Origin of the sequence: Ectothiorhodospira lacustris, from assembly GCF_022227785.1 — a bacterium.
GTDB lineage: Bacteria > Pseudomonadota > Gammaproteobacteria > Ectothiorhodospirales > Ectothiorhodospiraceae > Ectothiorhodospira > Ectothiorhodospira lacustris.
Window position 1 is genome coordinate 1 of record NZ_JAJNQM010000016.1, and the last position, 19,119, is coordinate 19,119.

17 protein-coding genes and 1 tRNA gene are annotated in these 19,119 nt (G+C 63.6%); 1 reads left to right on the plus strand and 17 read right to left on the minus strand.

Annotation, left to right across the window (positions count from 1 at the left end; genetic code table 11):
- The 11 genes from LQ952_RS04900 to rnr form a co-directional block, all read right to left on the minus strand.
- Nucleotides 1–194, minus strand: a 194-nt coding sequence (locus LQ952_RS04900; RefSeq protein WP_238621545.1) for a DUF4147 domain-containing protein, incomplete at its 3' end; no start/stop codon positions are given.
- Nucleotides 195–212: 18 nt separating this feature from the next.
- The gene (locus LQ952_RS04905; RefSeq protein WP_238621546.1) at nt 213–1,418 is read right to left on the minus strand and encodes an O-succinylhomoserine sulfhydrylase; all 1,206 of its coding nucleotides are present in this window, start codon (nt 1,416–1,418) and stop codon (nt 213–215) included.
- A gap of 193 nt (nt 1,419–1,611) precedes the next feature.
- Nucleotides 1,612–2,850 carry an EAL and HDOD domain-containing protein gene (locus LQ952_RS04910; protein ID WP_238621547.1) on the minus strand — a complete coding sequence of 413 codons (1,239 nt, stop codon included), beginning with the start codon at nt 2,848–2,850 and terminating at the stop codon, nt 1,612–1,614.
- Nucleotides 2,851–2,905: 55 nt separating this feature from the next.
- Complete coding sequence (alr, locus tag LQ952_RS04915; RefSeq protein ID WP_347402049.1) at nt 2,906–3,985, minus strand: alanine racemase; 1,080 nt, start codon at nt 3,983–3,985, stop codon at nt 2,906–2,908.
- Nucleotides 3,985–6,882, minus strand: coding sequence for a replicative DNA helicase (gene dnaB / locus LQ952_RS04920; protein WP_238621548.1), 2,898 nt, complete (start codon nt 6,880–6,882; stop codon nt 3,985–3,987). Before dnaB ends, alr begins: the two co-directional genes overlap by 1 nt.
- Before the next feature lie 116 nt (nt 6,883–6,998).
- Complete coding sequence (gene rplI / locus LQ952_RS04925) at nt 6,999–7,451, minus strand: 50S ribosomal protein L9 (RefSeq protein WP_238621549.1); 453 nt, start codon at nt 7,449–7,451, stop codon at nt 6,999–7,001.
- A gap of 63 nt (nt 7,452–7,514) precedes the next feature.
- Complete coding sequence (locus LQ952_RS04930) at nt 7,515–8,423, minus strand: DUF2232 domain-containing protein (protein WP_238621550.1); 909 nt, start codon at nt 8,421–8,423, stop codon at nt 7,515–7,517.
- Between the two features lie 43 nt (nt 8,424–8,466).
- Entirely contained in the window at nt 8,467–8,691 is a 225-nt protein-coding gene (rpsR, locus tag LQ952_RS04935) for a 30S ribosomal protein S18 (RefSeq protein ID WP_090208543.1), read from the minus strand.
- 35 nt (nt 8,692–8,726) lie between these two features.
- A complete protein-coding gene (rpsF, locus tag LQ952_RS04940) occupies nt 8,727–9,137 on the minus strand; it encodes a 30S ribosomal protein S6 (protein ID WP_238621551.1) in 411 nt (136 codons plus the stop codon).
- An 85-nt stretch (nt 9,138–9,222) separates the two neighbouring features.
- A complete protein-coding gene (gene rlmB / locus LQ952_RS04945; RefSeq protein ID WP_238621552.1) occupies nt 9,223–9,999 on the minus strand; it encodes a 23S rRNA (guanosine(2251)-2'-O)-methyltransferase RlmB in 777 nt (258 codons plus the stop codon).
- A 3-nt stretch (nt 10,000–10,002) separates the two neighbouring features.
- Nucleotides 10,003–12,591, minus strand: a complete 2,589-nt coding sequence (gene rnr, locus LQ952_RS04950; RefSeq protein ID WP_238621553.1) for a ribonuclease R — start codon at nt 12,589–12,591, stop codon at nt 10,003–10,005.
- Nucleotides 12,592–12,698: 107 nt separating this feature from the next.
- Here rnr and LQ952_RS04955 point away from each other — a divergent pair.
- Nucleotides 12,699–12,785, plus strand: a tRNA-Leu gene (locus tag LQ952_RS04955).
- A gap of 428 nt (nt 12,786–13,213) precedes the next feature.
- On the opposite strand, the gene fabG is transcribed toward LQ952_RS04955, so the two are convergent.
- The 6 genes from fabG to hflK all read right to left on the minus strand — a co-directional run bounded on the left by fabG (nt 13,214) and on the right by hflK (nt 19,050).
- Nucleotides 13,214–13,987, minus strand: coding sequence for a 3-oxoacyl-ACP reductase FabG (gene fabG, locus LQ952_RS04960; RefSeq protein ID WP_238621554.1), 774 nt, complete (start codon nt 13,985–13,987; stop codon nt 13,214–13,216).
- A gap of 113 nt (nt 13,988–14,100) precedes the next feature.
- A complete protein-coding gene (locus LQ952_RS04965) occupies nt 14,101–15,393 on the minus strand; it encodes an adenylosuccinate synthase (RefSeq protein WP_238621555.1) in 1,293 nt (430 codons plus the stop codon).
- Between the two features lie 2 nt (nt 15,394–15,395).
- Nucleotides 15,396–16,580, minus strand: coding sequence for an ATP phosphoribosyltransferase regulatory subunit (locus tag LQ952_RS04970; RefSeq protein ID WP_238621556.1), 1,185 nt, complete (start codon nt 16,578–16,580; stop codon nt 15,396–15,398).
- Between the two features lie 100 nt (nt 16,581–16,680).
- Nucleotides 16,681–16,869, minus strand: coding sequence for a DUF2065 domain-containing protein (locus LQ952_RS04975; protein WP_238621557.1), 189 nt, complete (start codon nt 16,867–16,869; stop codon nt 16,681–16,683).
- Nucleotides 16,870–16,993: 124 nt separating this feature from the next.
- Nucleotides 16,994–17,872, minus strand: a complete 879-nt coding sequence (hflC, locus tag LQ952_RS04980) for a protease modulator HflC (protein ID WP_238621558.1) — start codon at nt 17,870–17,872, stop codon at nt 16,994–16,996.
- Nucleotides 17,872–19,050 carry an FtsH protease activity modulator HflK gene (gene hflK / locus LQ952_RS04985; RefSeq protein ID WP_238621559.1) on the minus strand — a complete coding sequence of 393 codons (1,179 nt, stop codon included), beginning with the start codon at nt 19,048–19,050 and terminating at the stop codon, nt 17,872–17,874. Before hflK ends, hflC begins: the two co-directional genes overlap by 1 nt.
- Nucleotides 19,051–19,119 lie beyond the last annotated feature (69 nt).

The window sequence follows — 19,119 nt, forward strand, 5'->3', positions numbered from 1 at the left end:
AGTGCGCGCACCAGACGGGTGCCCAGGGTCAGGCGCGCCCCTTCCGCCATGGCCGCCGCAGCCTTGCCGATGGCCACCAGATGGATCGGGTCCCGCCCCTTGAGCCGCCCCAGGGCACGACGAACCACCGTGCCGCCATGGACTGCTTCCAATGCGGCATGGAAACAGTGCTGCAAGCAGTCTCGATCACGCATCGGCGGACAATGGCAGCCTCAGCACAGGCTATCCAGTCCGCGGGCCAGATCCGCCTGGATATCCGTCGGGTCTTCCAGCCCCACGGCCACCCGTACCAGCCCTTCAACAATCCCCTGCTCCACCCGCTGCTCGGGCGTGATGCGTCCGTGAGTGGTGGTGGCAGGATGGGTGATGGTGGTCTTGGCATCTCCCAGGTTGGCGGTGATGGAGAGCATTTGCGTGCTGTCGATCACCCGCCAGGCCGCCTCCCGGCCCCCCTTCACCTCGAAGGCGACAATGCCGCCGAAGGCGGCCTGCTGACGGGCAGCCAGGGCATGCTGGGGATGGGAGGCCAGACCGGGATAATGCACCCTCTCCACCGCCGGATGCTTCTCCAGCCAGTGGGCCAGGGTCAGGGCGGATGCGCTATGGGCACGCATGCGCAGGGGCAGGGTTTCCAGCCCCTTGTGAAAGACCCAGGCATTGAAGGGGCTCATGGTGGGACCGGCAGTACGCAAGAAACCGAAAACCTCTTTGCCCACCCGTTCCGCATCTCCGACCACGGCGCCACCCACGCAACGGCCCTGGCCATCCAGATACTTGGTGGCAGAATGGATCACCAGATCCGCCCCCAGGCTCAGGGGACGCTGCAGGACCGGGGTACAAAAACAGTTATCCACCGCCAGCAGGCAGTCGTGGGTATGGGCCAATTCCGCCAGGGCACGGATGTCCACCAGTTCGGTGAGCGGATTGGAGGGAGTCTCGGCGAACAGCATCCGGGTATTGGGGCGCAGGACCCGCGCCCAGGCCTCCAGATCCGACAGGGGCACATAACTGACCTCGATACCGAAGCGGGTGAGGTAATTGCTGAACAGGTTGGTGGTGGAACCGAACACGGACCGGGACGAGATGATGTGGTCCCCCGCCCTGAGCAGGGACAGACAGGTGGACAGGATCGCCGACATGCCGGACGCCGTGGCCACGCAGGCCTCCCCCCCTTCCAGGGCAGCCAGGCGGTCCTGAAAGGCACGTACCGTGGGATTGGTGAAGCGGGCGTAGATATTACCCGGCGTCTCGCCGGCAAACCGGGCCGCCGCCTCCGCGGCACTGGCGAAGACGAAGCTGGAGGTGGCGAAGATGGGATCGGAATGTTCCTGTTCAGCCGTGCGGGTCTGACCGGCGCGAACGGCCAGGGTATCGAAACCGGGACGACGGGAACCGGAAGTATCCAGAGGATGGGACATGGGCACTCCTGTAACACCCGCCCCGTCGGGCAAAGAAAAAGACCCGCCAAAGCAGGTCGTCACCCGCTTTAGCCGTATTTCTTGAGCGCCCGCAAGCTGGAATCAAATCGGCGCTGTCCACCTGCCTGAATGCATCGGGAACCGGCTACAGGGCAAGGGATTCCCTTGATTCTGGAAAAACGATTGCGAAGTGTCAATGCCTGGGCTTGCCCGTCAGCGACATGGACAGGACTTCATCAGCCCAATGGCCCGCTTCCAGCATGGCCTCGCTGATGTCGGTGGTGGACAGTCCGGCACAGCCTGCCGCCTCGATATCGCCCTGCTCGCAGGCCCGGGCACAAGCCAGTGCCTCGGCCATTTCCCCCGTCCCCCGGAGCAAGGCTGCCTTGACCGCATCCCCCAGGGGCAACGGCTGAATGATCTGCTCCAGGGGGCGCTCCATGATCAGATCCAGGGCGGAGAACAGGCCACAGGTGAAGTAGTTTTCCACCGGACCCAGGCCGGCGCGGCGGGCCAGGCCCTCGCACAGGGCAGCCCGCTCCAAGGCCAGCTGCACCAATCCCGCCGGACGATCCGCCAATCCTCGTATCACCAGCATGCAGGCCCAGGTAGCCAGCTTGCGGCGTCCCAGGATCAGGATGGCCCGGGCCAGGGAATCCACCTCCCGGCTCAGACCGAAGAACGGCGAGTTGATCAGCCGCAGCAGTTTGACCGCCAGACCGGCATCCTGAGCGATGAGATGCTGCAACTGGTGGACATCCAGGGCCGGGTCCTGCAGACCGGCCAGCAAGCGCACTACGGTGAGCTTTCCGGCCTCCAGGCCGATCGCCTTGAAGAGCCGTGGACGGCTGAGAAAATAGCCCTGAAAATAGTGGAAACCCAGATCACGAAGAAACTCATAATCCTCCAGGGATTCCACCTTTTCAGCCACGATGCTCACATCATGGCGGGAAAGCAATCGGTGGACAGACCGCAGCTCGTCCGGCCTGGCCCGGGCCGTATCCACCTTCACCTGGTGCACCGCGGGCAGGAGACGGTCCCCGGCACCGCCGGGGACATAATCGTCCAGGGCCAGGATATAGCCCCTGCCGGCCAGTCGCTTGAGGGTCTCCAGGGTGGCTTCATCCCCCGGCAGGTCGGGCGGCAGGTCCACGATCAGCCGCCCGGCGGGCACGTTCAGGGATTCCAACTCCCTGAGCAGGCGCGGGGTCATATTGATGGCCGCCAGACGGGAGCCGACGAGGGTATCAAGACCGATTTCGCCGAAGACGCTCAAAATGACATGGGAGGTCGCCGCATCGCTGCCGGTGGCCGACCGGAGGCTGGATGCGGAACGGAACAGCAGCTCATAGGCATAGACACCCAGTTGCCGGTTGTAGATGGGTTGCCGGGCGATATAGGTGCTGTCGCTGTTTGAAGCCGCCTTTTCCATTGATTCGTAGACTTCCGCTGCTGATCCTCGCCAAAGGGGGACGGTGTCTCTCTCCCTACACGGCCACCACCTGCACCCGATCATGCACGCGGCAGAGCAGATCATAACCGATGGTCTGCGCCGCCGCCGCCACTTCATCCACCGGCAACCCTTCGCCCCAGAGCGTGACCACGTCCCCCACCTGGACCGTCTCCAAATCGGTCAGATCCACGGTGATCATGTCCATGGAGACGCGGCCGATCAGCGGCACCCGCTGCCCGCGCACCAGCACCGGAGTACCGGTGGGGGCATGGCGAGGGTAGCCGTCGGCGTAGCCGATGGCCGCCACCCCCACCCGGGTAGGCCGCTCGCAGCGCCAGGTGGCGCCGTAACCCACGGTTTCTCCCGGCGTCAGGGTGTGAATAGCAATCAGCCGGGTACTCAAGGTCATCACCGGGCGCAACCCCAGGCCGGCAGCCCGGGCATCTGCCAGCGGTGAGCTCCCATAGAGCATGATGCCGGGACGAACCCAGTCGGCGTGGGCCTCGGGAAGGGCCAGGATGGCAGCGGAGTTGGCCAGACTGCGCTCACCGGGCAGATGGCGGGTGGCCGCCTCGAACCGGGCCAGCTGGGCGGCATTTTCCGGCCGCCCGGGTTCGTCGGCGCAGGCCAGGTGGGTCATCAGACCGGGCACCGCCGTCACGTTCGGATCAGAGATCAGGGCCGCCACCAGATCGGAGGCGCGCAGCGGGGAAAAGCCCAGGCGTCCCATGCCGGTATCCAGTTTCAGCCAGACCCGTACCGGGCGATGCAGACGGGTGCCTGACAACAGGTGCAACTGGCTGTCCTCATGCACGCTCACGGCCACGTCCAGCTGGGAGGCGGCGCGCAGATCCCGCTCGTCCTTGAAGCCCTGCAAGGCGAGGATGGGCTGATGATACCCGGCCTCTCGCAGGGCTGCGGCCTCATCCAGACAGGAGACCGCCAGGGCATCCACCCAAGGTGCCAGGCATTCAGCCACCCGGAGCATGCCGTGGCCATAGGCCTCGGCCTTGATCACGGCCATGACGCGGCTGCCGGGAGCCGCTTCCCGGACCCGGGCCAGATTGGCCGGCAGATGACCGAGGCACAGGCGCGCCGAGGCGGTTCTTTTCACTAGAAACCCTCGTTGGAATAGATTTCGGGCACGTAGTTTTCGAAGCGGGTGTACTGGCCCAGAAAGGTCAGCCGCACGGCACCGATGGGGCCGTTACGCTGTTTGGCGATGATGATCTCCGCGGTGCCCTTGTCCGGGCTGTCATCGTTATAGACCTCATCCCGGTAGATGAAGACGATGAGATCTGCATCCTGTTCGATGGCGCCGGATTCACGCAGATCCGACATCACCGGGCGTTTGTTGGGTCGCTGTTCCAGGCCGCGATTGAGCTGGGAAAGGGCGATCACGGGGACCCCCATTTCCTTGGCCAGGGCCTTGAGACCACGGGAGATCTCGGAAATCTCGTTGGTTCGGTTCTCCGAACTGCCGGGCACCTGCATCAACTGCAGGTAGTCCACCACGATGAGGCTGAGCTGCTTGTGTTCGCGCATCAGACGGCGGCAGCGGGAACGCAGGTCGGAAGGAGACAACGCCGGGCTGTCGTCGATATACAGCTGTGCCTCGGACAGCATGGACACGGCACTGGAAAAACGTGGCCAATCGTCATCCTCCAGACGCCCGGTACGCAGACGCTGCTGATTGATCCGTCCCAGCGAGGAGAGCAGACGCATGGACAGCTGCTCACCGGGCATTTCCATACTGAACACCGCCACCGGCGACTTCTGCTTCAGCGCCGCATATTCGGCGATATTCATCGCGAAGGTGGTGTTATGGACACAAAAATCCTCGGCAATGAAGTTGTGCGTACCCTCTACCGTCAGGTCATAGACCTGATGTTCACCCTGATAGTCGATGGAGACGACTTCATCCCAGTAAATATCTGAAGTTGACAGACTGGCCAAATAGCCATCATCAAGAATCCCCGCCAACCGCCCGGCGCGGACACGGGAAATCCCTCTGCTTCCCCTGCCCCCCAGGTGAGGGTTGAAACCGGGCGGGCATTCCAGCCCTGCCTGCTGATGCCATTCACGCCAGCTCTTTTCACCCTTTCTAGCCAGCACATAGGTATTCACACTCAGAGGCAATGTATCCAGATTGGTATGCGGACGCTTGTTCGCCAATAGCGCATCCAGCTTCGCCAAGGCAACTTCCTTACCGAAGATGCCGATCTCACGAATGAAACGACGCAGGCTTTCCTGATCCAGGACCTCCAGTTCCATGGGTGAACGCCGTAACCTCGGATAGGCGTTTTTCTTGATCCGCACCTTGCTCAGAATACCGAACCGAAGCAGCAAGTGCTGTACCCCCCGGACCAGAAGAGGACTGGAAGAAGCATAGCTGATACGCCCCTGCCCATTGGCCTGAACAAAGGCGCTGCCATCGCAGGCAAACAGACGATTGATGAACAGGGCCAAGGAGTCTCGTTCCAGGGTATAAATGACGCTAGGGATATCCTTTTCCAGCGCCGAGCACCCCCATAGACCATGTCTTTCAAGAAAGCGACGCACCGGATTAGGGCTGTTTTTCGAAACATGTTCGTGAGCATCCACACCAAGATCCGCGGGTGACAAGGACAACACATCACACAAGCGTTCGAAGTGGATACCCATGGGCATGGACTGCCCGGATCGCCAATAACTGACCGTGGCCTTGCTAACCCCCAAAACTCGGGCCAGGTAATCCCCAGTGATTTCAAAATCGGACTGCACACGTCTCAGGGCAGAAGCAAAACGTGCCCGTGCCTGAATCAGATAATCCCGATCACGACTGACACGCATGGAGGGAGCACGGGTCATATCGGCGATGAGTTTGCAAGTCATACCGGCAAAACCACTCACTGCATCAGTAAAATCTTCACGCAGGCGAGGGCTCGTGTTGGTAAAAATCGGGCATGTCTGGGTGGTACCCCCATCACCGATAAAATACGCCAGTGTCTTCACTTCATGACTCGGCATCCATGTCTTCCCAAACACTGGAATACAGCGGGGCACCGCGACCTTCTCCCCCACTTGAATCTCCCCCAATGGCCGCCAACCCGATCCGGTGAGGAAGGGGTGGGTCAGGGTTGTGGAAATCTCGCGCCCACTGGCGGTCCGGACCCGATAGACAGGCTTGATGCCGTCATCCACGAAAGCCGTGGCCTGCCCCTTGCGCAAGCGAAAATCCTCCCCCAGGGTCAGCAAATCCGCCTGACGGCGAGCCACCCGCTCATCGATGGTTACCAAGGCGCCGGTCTGCGGATCGACCAGCCTGGACCCGGCCATGATGCACTTGCCCATTGACGGTCGTCCCGCTACGATCACCAGGTCCCCTGCCTGCAGGCCGGAGGTCATCTCGTCGAAGTCGTCATAGCCCGTAGACAGGCCGGTGATGGGGTTGTCCCGCTCGAAGAGCAGCTCGATGTGCTCCACCGTGGACTTGAGCAGGGTACGCATGCCGCGAAAACCCTGACGGTTGCGCGCACCCTGCTCGGCAATCTCGAACACCCGGCGCTCTGCCTCGTCCAGCAGTTCGCGGCTCTCCCTGCCCTGGGCATTGAACCCGCTGTCGGCGATGCCCGTGCCCACACTGATGAGCTGACGCAGCACCGAACGCTCGCGCACGATATCCGCATAGGCGCGGATGTTGGCGGCACTGGGGGTGTCCTTGGCCAGCAGGCCCAGATAGGCCAGGCCACCGGCCTCTTCCAGCTCGCCGTGGGCCTCCAGGCGTTCGGAAATGGTCACCACATCGAAGGGGGCCTGGCGGTTGGCCAGCTCGGCGATGGTACGGAAAATCAGGCGATGATCATGACGATAGAAATCCACCTCGGCCACATGGTCGGAGACCGTGTCCCAGGCATCGTTTTCCAGCATCAGGCCACCGAGCACGGCCTGCTCGGCTTCGATGGAATGGGGGGGGATCTTGAGGGCTTCGGTCCCGTTGCGGGACGCGGCGGTGCGGGGCTTTTCGGGCATGGTCAGGGTACCAATCGACGCGACGACAGACGCTCGGACCTGTCTTGATCACCCCGGACCCGGACCGGTTCCGGCATGGGTCCCGCGGGGCATAAAGCCCCGCGGGCGGGGCGGCATTACTCTTCCACACCGACCACGACCACCTTCACGGTGGCGTTGACATCGGTGTGCAAGTGCACGGCTACTTCGAACTCGCCGGCCTGACGCAGCGGGCCTTCGGGCAGGCGCACTTCACGCTTTTCCAGTTCCACACCGGCTGCCTTGGCGGCGTCGGCGATGTCGTTGGTGCCCACGGAACCGAACAGCTTGCCTTCAGTGCCGGCACGGGCGCTGATGGTCAGGGTCATGGCTTCCAGCTTGGCCTGACGGGCCTGGGCGGCAGCCAGAGACTCGGCGGCGGTCTTTTCCAGCTCCGCACGACGGGCCTCGAACTCGGCAATGTTCGCCTCGGTGGCGAACTTGGCCTTGCCCTGGGGCAGCAGGTAGTTACGGGCGTAACCGGAGCGCACGCGCACCTTGTCACCCAGGCTTCCCAGGTTTTCCACCTTTTCGAGAAGAATCACTTCCATCGGTCTATACCTCAGTCAAAGATCAAATACGTTATCTGCCGGGAGGCACGGGATGCGCAGGCATCAGGGACTGTCATTACCCGCGTGCGCAATCCGTCCACGAAGATCCACAAAGCTGTCCACCATCCCCAGCGTGGCCAGGACGACCATCATCTGCGGCAGGGCAAAGGCCATCACCACATAGGTCATCACCAGCCACAGGCGACTCAGGTTCAGCTTGCGATTGATCCCGTGGATCACCGCCAGCCCGTGCAGGAAAAAGGCGGCCAGAAATACCAGAGACAACTCGAACATCAGGGTCATGCCGGCAAACAGCCCCAGGACCAGCAACACCAGCAGCAGGATGGCCGGGACCCGGCCCATGCTCAGCTGCTGAAACTCCTGGGCAAAACCGCCGGGGTTGTAGAGCACCGATTGCCAGTAGCGGGCCAGCACCAGGGAGAGCGACAGCGCCAGCAGGGAGACGGCGGCCAGCATGCCCGTCATCACCGCAGCGGCCTGTCTGAAAGCCTCTTCCCGCTCCAGGGTACTCATGCCCGACTGGTCGAACAGCGGACCGACGGTCTGCTGCAGCACCGTGTACCACATCTGCGTGATGTCGGGTACGGACAGGTGGAGCATCAGCACCACACCGCAGCCGATGACGATGCCGGTGACCAGCGTGACGGCCCAGGACACCGTGCTTCGCAGCACAGCGGCCAAGGCCAGGGCCGGTATCCACTGCACCAGGGCGGTCACCAGACCCACCACCGGCGACAGGCCGGCAATCCAGCCGATCAGTCCCACCACCACCGCAGCCAAGACCACCACCGCCAGGGCCTGTTGCGGCCCCACACGCAGGGTCACCAGGGCCACGGCGGCACTGCTGAGCAGCGCCAGGGGCGGAATCAGCAGGCCGATCACACCAAAGCCGACGGTTGCGGTCACTGCCCGCAGCCGGCTTTGCATGATGAATGATGCCAGTTGCCTCATGGTCTCATGCACCCGCGCCCTGGGGCGCGGATGCCTGCCGTCCTCAGTGGTTGTCGGAGTACGGCAGCAAGGCCAGGAAGCGGGCGCGCTTGATGGCGGTGGCCAGCTGACGCTGATAGCGGGCGCTGGTGCCGGTGATGCGGCTGGGCACGATCTTGCCGGTTTCGGTGACGTAGTTCTTCAGGGTGTTCAGGTCCTTGTAGTCGATGAACTCGACCCCTTCGGCACTGAAACGGCAATACTTACGACGACGGAAAAAACGGGACATGGTCTATCCTCGGAATGAATCAGGTGAACAGTGGCTCAGTTCGCGGCAGCGGACGGACGATCATCATCGGCATCGTCGTCATCGCTATCGTCGGAGAAGGAGGAAGATGAGCTGCTGTCATCGTCATCCCGGTTCTTGGCCAGAGGGGAAACCTCGGTGAAGGCACGATCCATGCGCATCACCAGGTGACGGATCACGGCGTCGTTGAAACGGAAGGCGCTGACCAGTTCTTCCAGGGCGTTTTCCGGGCACTCCACGTTCATCAGCACGTAGTGAGCCTTGTGCAGCTTCTGGATCGGGTAGGCCAGCTGACGGCGGCCCCAGTCTTCCAGGCGATGGATCTCACCCTCGGCCCCTTCGATGATGCCGCGATAGCGCTCCATCATGGCGGGTACCTGTTCACTCTGGTCCGGGTGGACCATGAATACGATCTCGTAATGACGCATCTTTGATTTCCTTGCGGGTGACAGCCTCCCGACCAGCGGTGAGGCAAGGTGGATCTCCGGAGATACCCCGGAAAGGAGCGGAATCTTAGCCGTTCGGGGCGGTGGAAGCAATCCGGCGCTGCCGCACCGCCTCATACAGACACACCCCCGCCGCCACTGACACGTTCAGGCTCTCCACCCGTCCCAGCATAGGCAGCTTCACCAGGGCGTCACACCGCTCCATGGTCAGACGCCGCATGCCCTTGCCTTCCGCCCCCAGCACCAGGGCGGTGGGGCCGGCAAGATCGGCGCCATACAGATCCCCGGTGGCCTCGCCACTGGTTCCCACGATCCACAGATGGAACTCCTCCTTGAGCAGATCCAGGGTGCGCGCCAGGTTGGTGACCTGGATGAAGGGCACGCTTTCGGCGGCTCCGGAGGCCACCTTGCGTACCACCGGGGTCAACCCTGCGGCCCGGTCCCGGGGCGCGATCACGGCGGTGACACCCGCCCCGTCCGCGGTACGCAGACAGGCCCCCAGATTATGGGGATCGGTCACCCCGTCCAGCACCAGCAACAGCGGCGCCGTGCCGCTGCCCTCCAGCCCCAAAAGCAGATCGGGCAGATCCCGTTCCCCGAGGGCGGCCACCGGCTCCACCATCGCGATGACACCCTGATGACGGGCATCGCCGACGACGGCGTCCAGCTCGCGCCGCGCCACCCGGCACACGCTCACCCGGGCCTGGGCGGCCAGATCCAGTAGGGCCTGCATGCGCCCGTCCACCCGCCCTTCCTGAACACGCAACTCCTGCACCCGAGCCGGGGCGCGACGCAGCATGGCATCCACCGCATGCAGGCCGAATACACACTCACTGGCAGCCATGTCTCACTCCGGACGCTTGCGCCGACGGCGACGGGAAGATTTGGCCTTCTCGCCGGACTCAGACTCGACCTGCCCGGCTTCAGCCGGCAGTGCCGGGGCCGGTGCGGCCTTGGCAGCCTTGGGGGCCGAGTTGACGGCTGACGTGTCATCCTTCTTGCGCGGCCGCTTGCCGGCGGTGGGTGGGGACGATACCACCGCCTCCTGCGGCACCGGGGTGTCCGCCGTCTTCCTGTTCGACCGACGGCGGCGACGCCCTGAAGCAGGCGCCGGCTCACCGGCTTCATCCGCTGCAGCGGACGGGGCGGTTACGGTTGCCGCCTCTGATTCCGGCTTGCGCCCCTTGCGTCGACGGTTGCGGCCCGACTTACGGCCCTCGCCGTCCTCACTCCGGCCACGCTTTTCCCCCGGACCGGACTCCTCCGGCACGAAGTCGATCTTGCGCTCATCCAGATCCACCCGGGCCACCTTCACCCGTACCGGATCACCGAGACGATACACCCGGCCGCTGCGCTCACCGCTCAGGCGATGGCCTGCCGGATCGAAATGGTAATAGTCGTTGGACAGGCTGGTGACATGCACCAGGCCTTCCACGTAGATATCCTTGAGTTCGATGAACAGACCGAAAGAGGTCACGCTGGTCACCACTCCGTCGAAGACCTCGCCCACCTTGTCCAACATGTACTCGCACTTGAGCCAGGCCGTCACATCCCAGGAGGCCTCGTCCGCCCGGCGCTCGCGCATGGAACAGCTTTCGCCCAGGGCCACCATGTCGATATGGGCATAGCAGAAGTCCTTGGGCTTCCCTCCGTCCAGCACATGATGGATGGCCCGGTGCACCAGCAGGTCCGGATAGCGGCGAATGGGCGAGGTGAAGTGCAGGTATTCCTCGTGGGCCAGACCGAAATGCCCCAGGTTATCCGGTGCATAGACCGCCTGAGATAGGGATCGCAGTAGCGCGGTCTGCACCAGCCGGGCATCGGGCCGTGCCTTCACCTGCTCCAGCAGGGCCGAGAAATCCGCCGGCGTGGGCTCATCGCCCCCGCGCAGAGACAGGCCCAACTCCCCCAGAAAGCGACGCAAGTCCTCCAGCTTGGAAGGCTTGGGTCCCTCATGCACCCGGTACAGGGTGGGCATGCGCTTGCGCTTGAGGAACCCGGCCGTGGCCACGTTGGCGGCGATCATGCACTCTTCAATGATCTTGTGGGCGTCGTTGCGCTCATAGGCCACGATGCGCTCGATCTTGCGATCCGCGCCGAAGAGGATGCGGGTTTCCGTGGTCTCAAAGTCCACCGTGCCCCGGGTGTCCCGCGCCTTGCGTAGCAGCTTGTAAAGGCCGTAAAGGTCTTCCAGGTGCGGCACCAGGGATTCGCGACGGCGAATGGTCTCGGCCTTCTGCTCGACCAGGATCTCGGCCACCTCCGTATAGGTGAGGCGGGCATGGGAGCGCATCACCGCCTGATGGAACTTGGCATCCTTGATGCGGCCTCGGGAGTTGATGGTCATCTCGCAGGCCAGGCAGAGGCGGTCCACCTCCGGATTCAGGGAGCACAGGCCGTTGGACAGCACCTCCGGCAGCATGGGGATGACCCGCTCGGGGAAATAGACGGACGTGCCCCGGTGGCGGGCCTCCATGTCCAGGGGATCCCCCGGCCGCACATAGTAAGCCACGTCGGCGATGGCCACCCAGAGCTTGTAGCCCCGGCGACCGAGGGACTCGCAATAGACGGCATCGTCAAAATCCCGGGAGTCCTCCCCGTCGATGGTCACCAGGGGCATGTCCCGCAGATCCAGGCGCCATTCACTAGCCTCCCGGGGCACCTTGTCGGAAAAACCCTTGATCGCTTCCTGCACCGCATCGGGCCATTCGAACGGCAGGCCATGGGCGCGCACGGCGATGTCGATCTCCATGCCGGGGGCCATGTGCTCCCCCAGCACCTCGATAACCTCGCCGATGGGACGGGTGCGCTTGGTGGGCTGTTCCTTGATGCGGACCGTGACGATCTGGCCGGGTCGGGCCTCGCCCATGCACTCCGGCGGAATGAGGACATCCAGGGGCATGCGCTTGTTGTCGGGGGCCACGAAACCGATCCCTCCTTCCATGGCCAGACGCCCCACTACCGTTTCGGTATTGCGCTCCAGCACCTCAATGATGGCCCCTTCCCGACGCCCACGCCGATCGATGCCGATAACCCGGGCCACCGCCCGGTCGCCATGGATGAGGGCGCGCATCTGGCGAGGGGACAGGAACAGGTCCTCGCCCGGCTCGTCGGGCACCAGGAAACCGAAACCGTCCGGGTGACCGATGATGCGGCCGCGCACCAGATCGGACTGATTGACCGGCAGCCAGCCGCCGGCGCGGTTGCAGACCAGCTGACCGTCTCGCTCCATGGCGCGCAGGCGACGGCGCAGGGCTTCCTGATCCACTTCCTCTTCCAGACCCAGGCGACGGGCCAGGGGATCAAAACTGATGGGACCATCCGACTGGTCAACCACCTGCAGGATCAGCTCTCGACTGGGTATGGGCCGTTCGTACTTGCGGGCTTCGCGTTCGAAATGGGGATCTTGGGTCAAACTCTTTTTCTTTTTTGTCATGTAGTGGCCGATAAATTTTTTAGCGGAAGTGTTGACAACGCTTCCGGCGGGTACTAATATTGCGCCTTCAGTTGAGACGCAAGAGCAATACGCTTCTCACTGGAATTGCCGAGGTGGCGGAATTGGTAGACGCGCTAGTTTCAGGTATTAGTGGGGGAGACCCCGTGGAGGTTCAAGTCCTCTCCTCGGCACCAAAATTGATTTCCACAAATGGCCCGCTTGATGCGGGCCATTTGCGTTTTCAAGCGCCGGATTGTACGCCCTTTCCGCCGGAAAACCCAGCCCGGTCGCGATGGCCGGGCAAGACACAGACCGGCCATCCGGCGGCGAAGTTGTCGTTCCAGTGTCATGCGCACACGCGGCTGGCCCCTCTCGCGACGTCAGGGCGACAGAGGCATATCGCGCCAAAATCCATCAACCCAGCAGCAAAAAGATCAGGATGGCAACCCCTCCCAGCAGGGCGACGACCGACATGATGATCATGAGCCACCACATCAACATGTCCATCGGACCCGGCGCTCGGCAGATCGGACCTGCCCGCTCCTCCCGAGTCCGGGACTGAGCCGGGGTTCTTCGTCCGCCGAGCCTGCCCATGACCGGAAACCACATGGCGGGGGCTGTGTCAGTCCAGCGCCAGTGCCGATTCCGGCAAGGTCTGGCCACCGTCCACCACCAGGGTCTGGCCGGTGATGTAGCGCGCCTTTTCCGAAGCCAGGAACAGCATGGCCCAGGCCACGTCCTCCGGCTCTCCCAGGTAACCCATGGGGATGGATGCCTCCATCCGGCGCAGGTATTCCGGCCCCACGTCCTTCAAACCTTCGGTGCGGATATTCCCCGGCAGCACCGCATTGATGGTGACGTTATCACGGGCATATTCCAGGGCCGCCGAACGCATGAAGCCCAGCATCCCCGCCTTGCTGGCGCCGTAGTGCGCCCAGCCGGGGAAGCCCGTCATGGGTCCGGTGATGGAGGACGTGAGCAGGATGCGGCCGCTCTGCTGGCGTCGCATGGCCCAGGCGACGGATTTAACGCAGAAAAACACCCCCTTGAGGTTCACGGACATCACCCGATCCCATTCGGATTCACTCATGTTCTCGATGGTGGCCGAAGGGAAGATCCCCGCGTTGGCCACCAGGATGTCCACGCTGCCGAAATGGGACATGGCTTCACCGATCATGGCCTCCGCATCGGCGCGCTTGCTCACATCCGCCTGACAGGCCACGGCCTGACCGCCGTCTTCCTCGATCAGGGCCACCGTGGCCCGAGCAGCGGCCAAGTCCAGGTCCGAGACCAGGACACGAGCACCCTCGGCGGCGAAGACCCGCGCAATGGTGCGACCGATCCCCTTGCCTGCCCCGGTGACCACCGTACTGCGATCCTGAACCCTGTCGACCATGGACATACCTCCTGATTGACTGAAATCACGGAACCACTTCCCCCGCCGGGAGTGGGGAGGGCCAGAGATAAAGGGGAGTCCGGACGGCAGCGCCACCGGGACTCCCCTGCCCTTTATTGGAAAGGATGACGCATCAAAATGGTCTGATCCCGGTCAGGACCGGTGGAGATGATGTCCACCGGGATGCCGGCGATCGCCTGGATGCGCTCCAGATAGGCACGGGCGTTGGGGGGCAAGCGGTCGTATTCGGTGATCCCCAGGGTGGATTCCTGCCAGCCGGGCATCTCTTCGTACACCGGTTCGCACTCGGCATAGGATTCGGCGCCGGCCGGCGGTTCGGTGACCATCGTGTCGCCGCAACGGTAACCCACACAGATCTGCAGGGACTCCAGGCCGTCGAGCACATCCAGCTTGGTGATGCACAGTCCGCTGATGCTGTTGATGGAGACGGCCCGCTTCAGAGCCACGGCGTCGAACCAGCCGCAGCGACGGGGACGACCGGTGGTGGAACCGAACTCATGCCCTCGCCGGGCCAGGTGCTCACCCATGGTATCGAACAGTTCGGTGGGGAACGGACCAGCGCCCACACGGGTGGTGTAGGCCTTGGTGATCCCCAGCACGTAGTCCAGATCCAGCGGACCCACGCCGCTGCCGGTGCAGACGCCGCCGGCGGTGGTGTTGGAGGAGGTCACGAAGGGATAGGTGCCGTGATCCACATCCAGCAAGGTGCCCTGGGCGCCCTCGAACATCACCGACGCCCCCTCGTTGCGCAGGATACGCAGACGCTCCGGCACATCGATCACCAGAGGCTTGAGCTGCTCGCCCATGGCCAGGGACTCCTCCAGCACCTGCTGGAAGTCGATGGTGTCGGTGTGGAAATAATGCTTCAGCACGAAGTTGTGGTAGTTAAGCACTTCACCCAGCTTGGCGGCGAAGCGATCCCGGTGGAACAGGTCCCCCAAACGCAGACCGCGGCGGGCGACCTTGTCCTCGTAGGCCGGACCGATGCCGCGACCGGTGGTGCCGATGGCGGAGGCGCCGCGGGCCTTTTCCCGGGCCTGGTCCAGGCTGACGTGAAACGGCAGAATCAGCTGGCAGGATTCGGACAGGCGCAGACGCTCACGCACCGGCACGCCGTTTTCTTCCAGCATGGCCATTTCCTTGAGCAGAGCCTCGGGGGAGAGCACCACGCCGTTGCCGATCATGCACTCCACCCCTTCCCGCAAAATGCCGGAGGGGATCAGGTGCAGCACCGTCTTCTTGCCTTCGATCACCAGAGTATGACCGGCGTTGTGCCCCCCCTGGAACCGCACCACGGCGGCGGCCTTTTCGGTGAGCAGGTCCACGACCTTACCCTTGCCTTCATCGCCCCACTGACTGCCCAGGACTACCACGAATTTGCTCATGTTCAAGCGTCCACCACTGTCCACTGATTGTTTGTCTTGACCAGCACCCGGTCACAGCCCAGGGCCACTGCATCGTTATCCTGCCCATCCAAGCCCTGGATCACCCGCTCCCCCCGGCGACGCAGGTCGCCGATGGTGTCGACCAAGTCCAGGTCCGGGTCCGCCGGTGCCAGGATGCCTCCCGGCGCGGCACTTTCCGGGCACCGGGACAGGCGTACCAGGGTCTTAAGATCGGCGCTGAAACCGGTGGCGGGACGGGCACGCCCGAAGACGCGCCCGATGTCGTCATAGCGACCGCCGCGGGCCACCTCCTGGCCATTGCCGGGCAGATAGGCGGCAAAGACCAGGCCGGTGTGATAGTGATAACCCCGCAACTCTGCCAGATCCACATGCAAAGTCACACCCGGATGGGAGGCCCGCATCGCCCGCGCCAGGTGTTCCAGCGTGTCCAGGGCGATCATCACCGCATCGTCGGCACCGGCCAGCTCGGCACGGGCACAGTCCAGAGTGTCCCGGTCGCCGTTCAGATCCGCCAGGGCGCCCAGGCGCCGACGCTGATCCACGCCGATCGGGAGCTGATTCAGGCAGTCCCGGATCTCCGGCAGCGCCTTGCGCTGCAACAGATCGAACAGGCGGGTCTCCTGCTCCGGGTCCAGCCCCGCGTCGGCAGCCAGGCTACGGAAGATGCCCACATGCCCCAAGTCCACGCAAGGGGTGTCCACCTCACAGACCGCCAAGGTCTCCAGCATCAGGCGCAGGATCTCCACATCGCTGGCCAGACCGGCATGGCCGTACAGCTCGGCCCCCAACTGCAGCAGGCTGCGGGAACCGGCGAAGCCATCGGGACGAGTATGGAGCACGGTGCCCACATAGCACAGGCGGGTGACCCCCTCGCGCTTCAGACGATGGGCATCGATCCTGGCCACCTGGGGCGTCATGTCCGCACGCACACCCATGAGGCGACCGTTAAGCTGGTCGGTGAGCTTGAAGGTCTGCAGGTCCAGACCGTGGCCGGTGCCCGTGAGCAGGGACTCCAGATACTCCACGAAGGGTGGCATCACCAGCTCGTAGCCCCAGCCGTGATGGAGGTCAAGGATGCGGCGACGGCAGGTCTCCAGGCGCTCTGCCAGTGGCGGCAGGGCCTCCTCGATACCTTCCGGCAGAAGCCAGCGGTTGGAATCAGTCATGTCAACGGGTCGCTTGGATTGGCGTCGGGATGGTGAATGGCAAAAGGCCAAATGCGAGGCATTATAACCCGAGCCGGCCGGCATCACGAAAAATGCGGTTTCATGCCCGAACCCACCACAGGGCCAGGGCACCGATCAACAGGCTGAACAGACCGATCCCCCGCAACGCACTGTCGGGCAACTCGGCCACCTGCAACAGACCCCGGCGAAAGCCGGCGGGGTTGAGGAAGGGCAACAGGCCTTCGATGATCATGAGCAAGGCCAGTGCCGTCAGCAGATCGGACCACATAATGAGGGAAAGACCTCGCGATGATCAGCCCCGCCAGGGGGCCGGTAAGGATGTGACGCGGGTTGCCGGACGGCAAACGGCGGCCACGGGGGCCGCCGATGTCGATACTTCGTAAGAAACGGGATCAGTTCTCCCGAGTACTACGCATGCCCATGGGGTCCTGGAAGTAACGGAAGAACTCCGAATCCGGTTCCAGGACATAGAAGTTGTCCTTGCCCACCATGGTGTTGCGATAGGCCAGCAGGCTGCGATAGAAGGAGAAGAACTCCGCATCCTGCCCATAGGCCTGGGCATAGACCGCCGCGGAGGTGGCATCCCCTTCACCGCGGATCTGCTCCGCTTCCCGGTAGGCGTTGGCGATGATCACCGTGCGCTGACGGTCCGCATCCGCGCGGATGCGCTCCGACTGCTCCTGACCGCGGGCGCGGAAATCCTGGGCGATACGCTCACGCTCGGCGCGCATACGGCTGAACACCGACTCACTCACCTCGTCGGGCAGGTCCATGCGACGGATACGCACATCCACCAGGGATACCCCCAGTTCACTGGCGGTATCCAGGGCCTGCTGACGCACAGCCCCCATGATGGTGATACGGTCGCCGGACACCACCTGATCCAGGGTGTACTTGGCGAACTCGTTACGCATGCCGTCCCGCAGGATCTGGGCCATGCGGTCCTGAGCGTTGCGTTCGTCACCGCGGGTGGCGCGGAAGAATTGACCCACGTCGTCGATGCGCCACTTGGCATAGAAGTCGACGATGACGTTCTTGGCTTCGCTGGTGAGGAACCGATCCGGCGGGATGTCCAGGGTCATGATCCTGGCATCGAACTTGCGCACGTTGTTGACGATGGGAAACTTGAAATGCAGCCCCGGATCCAGATCCGTACGCTTGATTTCCCCCAGACTGAACACGATCACGCGTTCTCTCTCATCCACGGTGAAGGTGGACAGCCACACGACCAAGGCCGCAACGGCTAAACCAATCGCTGCGATCCTAAACATCAACGCACCTCCCGGGAACGGGGATCAGGCCGCTGCTGATTCAGGGGCTGCAGCGGCGCGGGACGGGTGGAGAGGGTGGACGGCGTGGAGCTGGCCGCGCGGGCATCCCGCAGGGCCTGGCCATCGCCACCCATGATCTTGTCCAGAGGCAGGAACAGGAGGTTGTTGCCGCCCTTCACGTCCACGAACACCTTGCTGGCGGATCCGAGCACCACCTCGGTGGTCTCGATGAAGAGACGCTCACGGGTCACTTCCGGCGCCCGCTGGTACTCGGTCAACAGCTGCGTGAAGCGGGATGCGTCACCCTCGGCCTGGGCCAGCACCTGATCCCGATAGGCCATGGCCTGTTCCATCAGGCGGGCCGCCTCGCCGCGGGCCCGGGGGAGCACGGTGTTGGCATAGGCCTCGGCCTCGTTACGGAAGCGCACTTCGTCCTCGCGGGCGCGGATGGCGTCGGCAAAGGCCTCCTGTACCGGCTCCGGCGGCTGGGCCTGCTGCATGCTCACGGCGGTCACGGCGATGCCGACGCCGTAGCTGTCCAGGGCCTCCTGGATGACGACGCGGGCGGAAGAAGCCACCTCACCACGACCGGCGCCCAGGATGAACTCCAGGGTGCTCTTGCCGATGCGCTCACGAATGGCGGATTCCATCACCTGACGGGCGGTGGAGTCCGGGTTGCGCACATTGAACAGGAAACGCTCCGGGTCCATCACGCGGTACTGGACGGCGATGTCCACATCGATGATGTTTTCATCACTGGTGAGCATCAGAGCCCGGTGCTGGATGGAACGGATGCTGTCGATGTCGACGATCTGAACCCGCTCGACGGGATAGGGCAGATGCCAGTTGGGACCCGGGGTGGCCACGGACTGGAAAGCGCCAAAGCGCAGCACCACGCCCCGCTCACCTTCACTGACGATGTAAAAGCCGGAGGCCAGCCAGATCACCAGCGCCAGGATGGCGGCCAAACTGATGCCGGCCGAGGCGTGCTTGCCCATGCCGCCACCGTTGCCGCCGTCACCACCACCACCGCCGAAGACGGCGCCCAGCTTGTTGGACAGTTTTTTCAGGACCTCATCCAGATCCGGTGGCCCCTGGTTGCCGCCGCCGCGGTTGCCACCGCCGCCGCCACCACCCCAGGGGTCTTTGCTGTTGTTTCCTGGTTCGTTCCAGGGCATGAGCTGACTCCGTTAATAAAACGCGATCAAGCGACTGATGATAACAGGAAAGGCCCGTATATCAGGCGT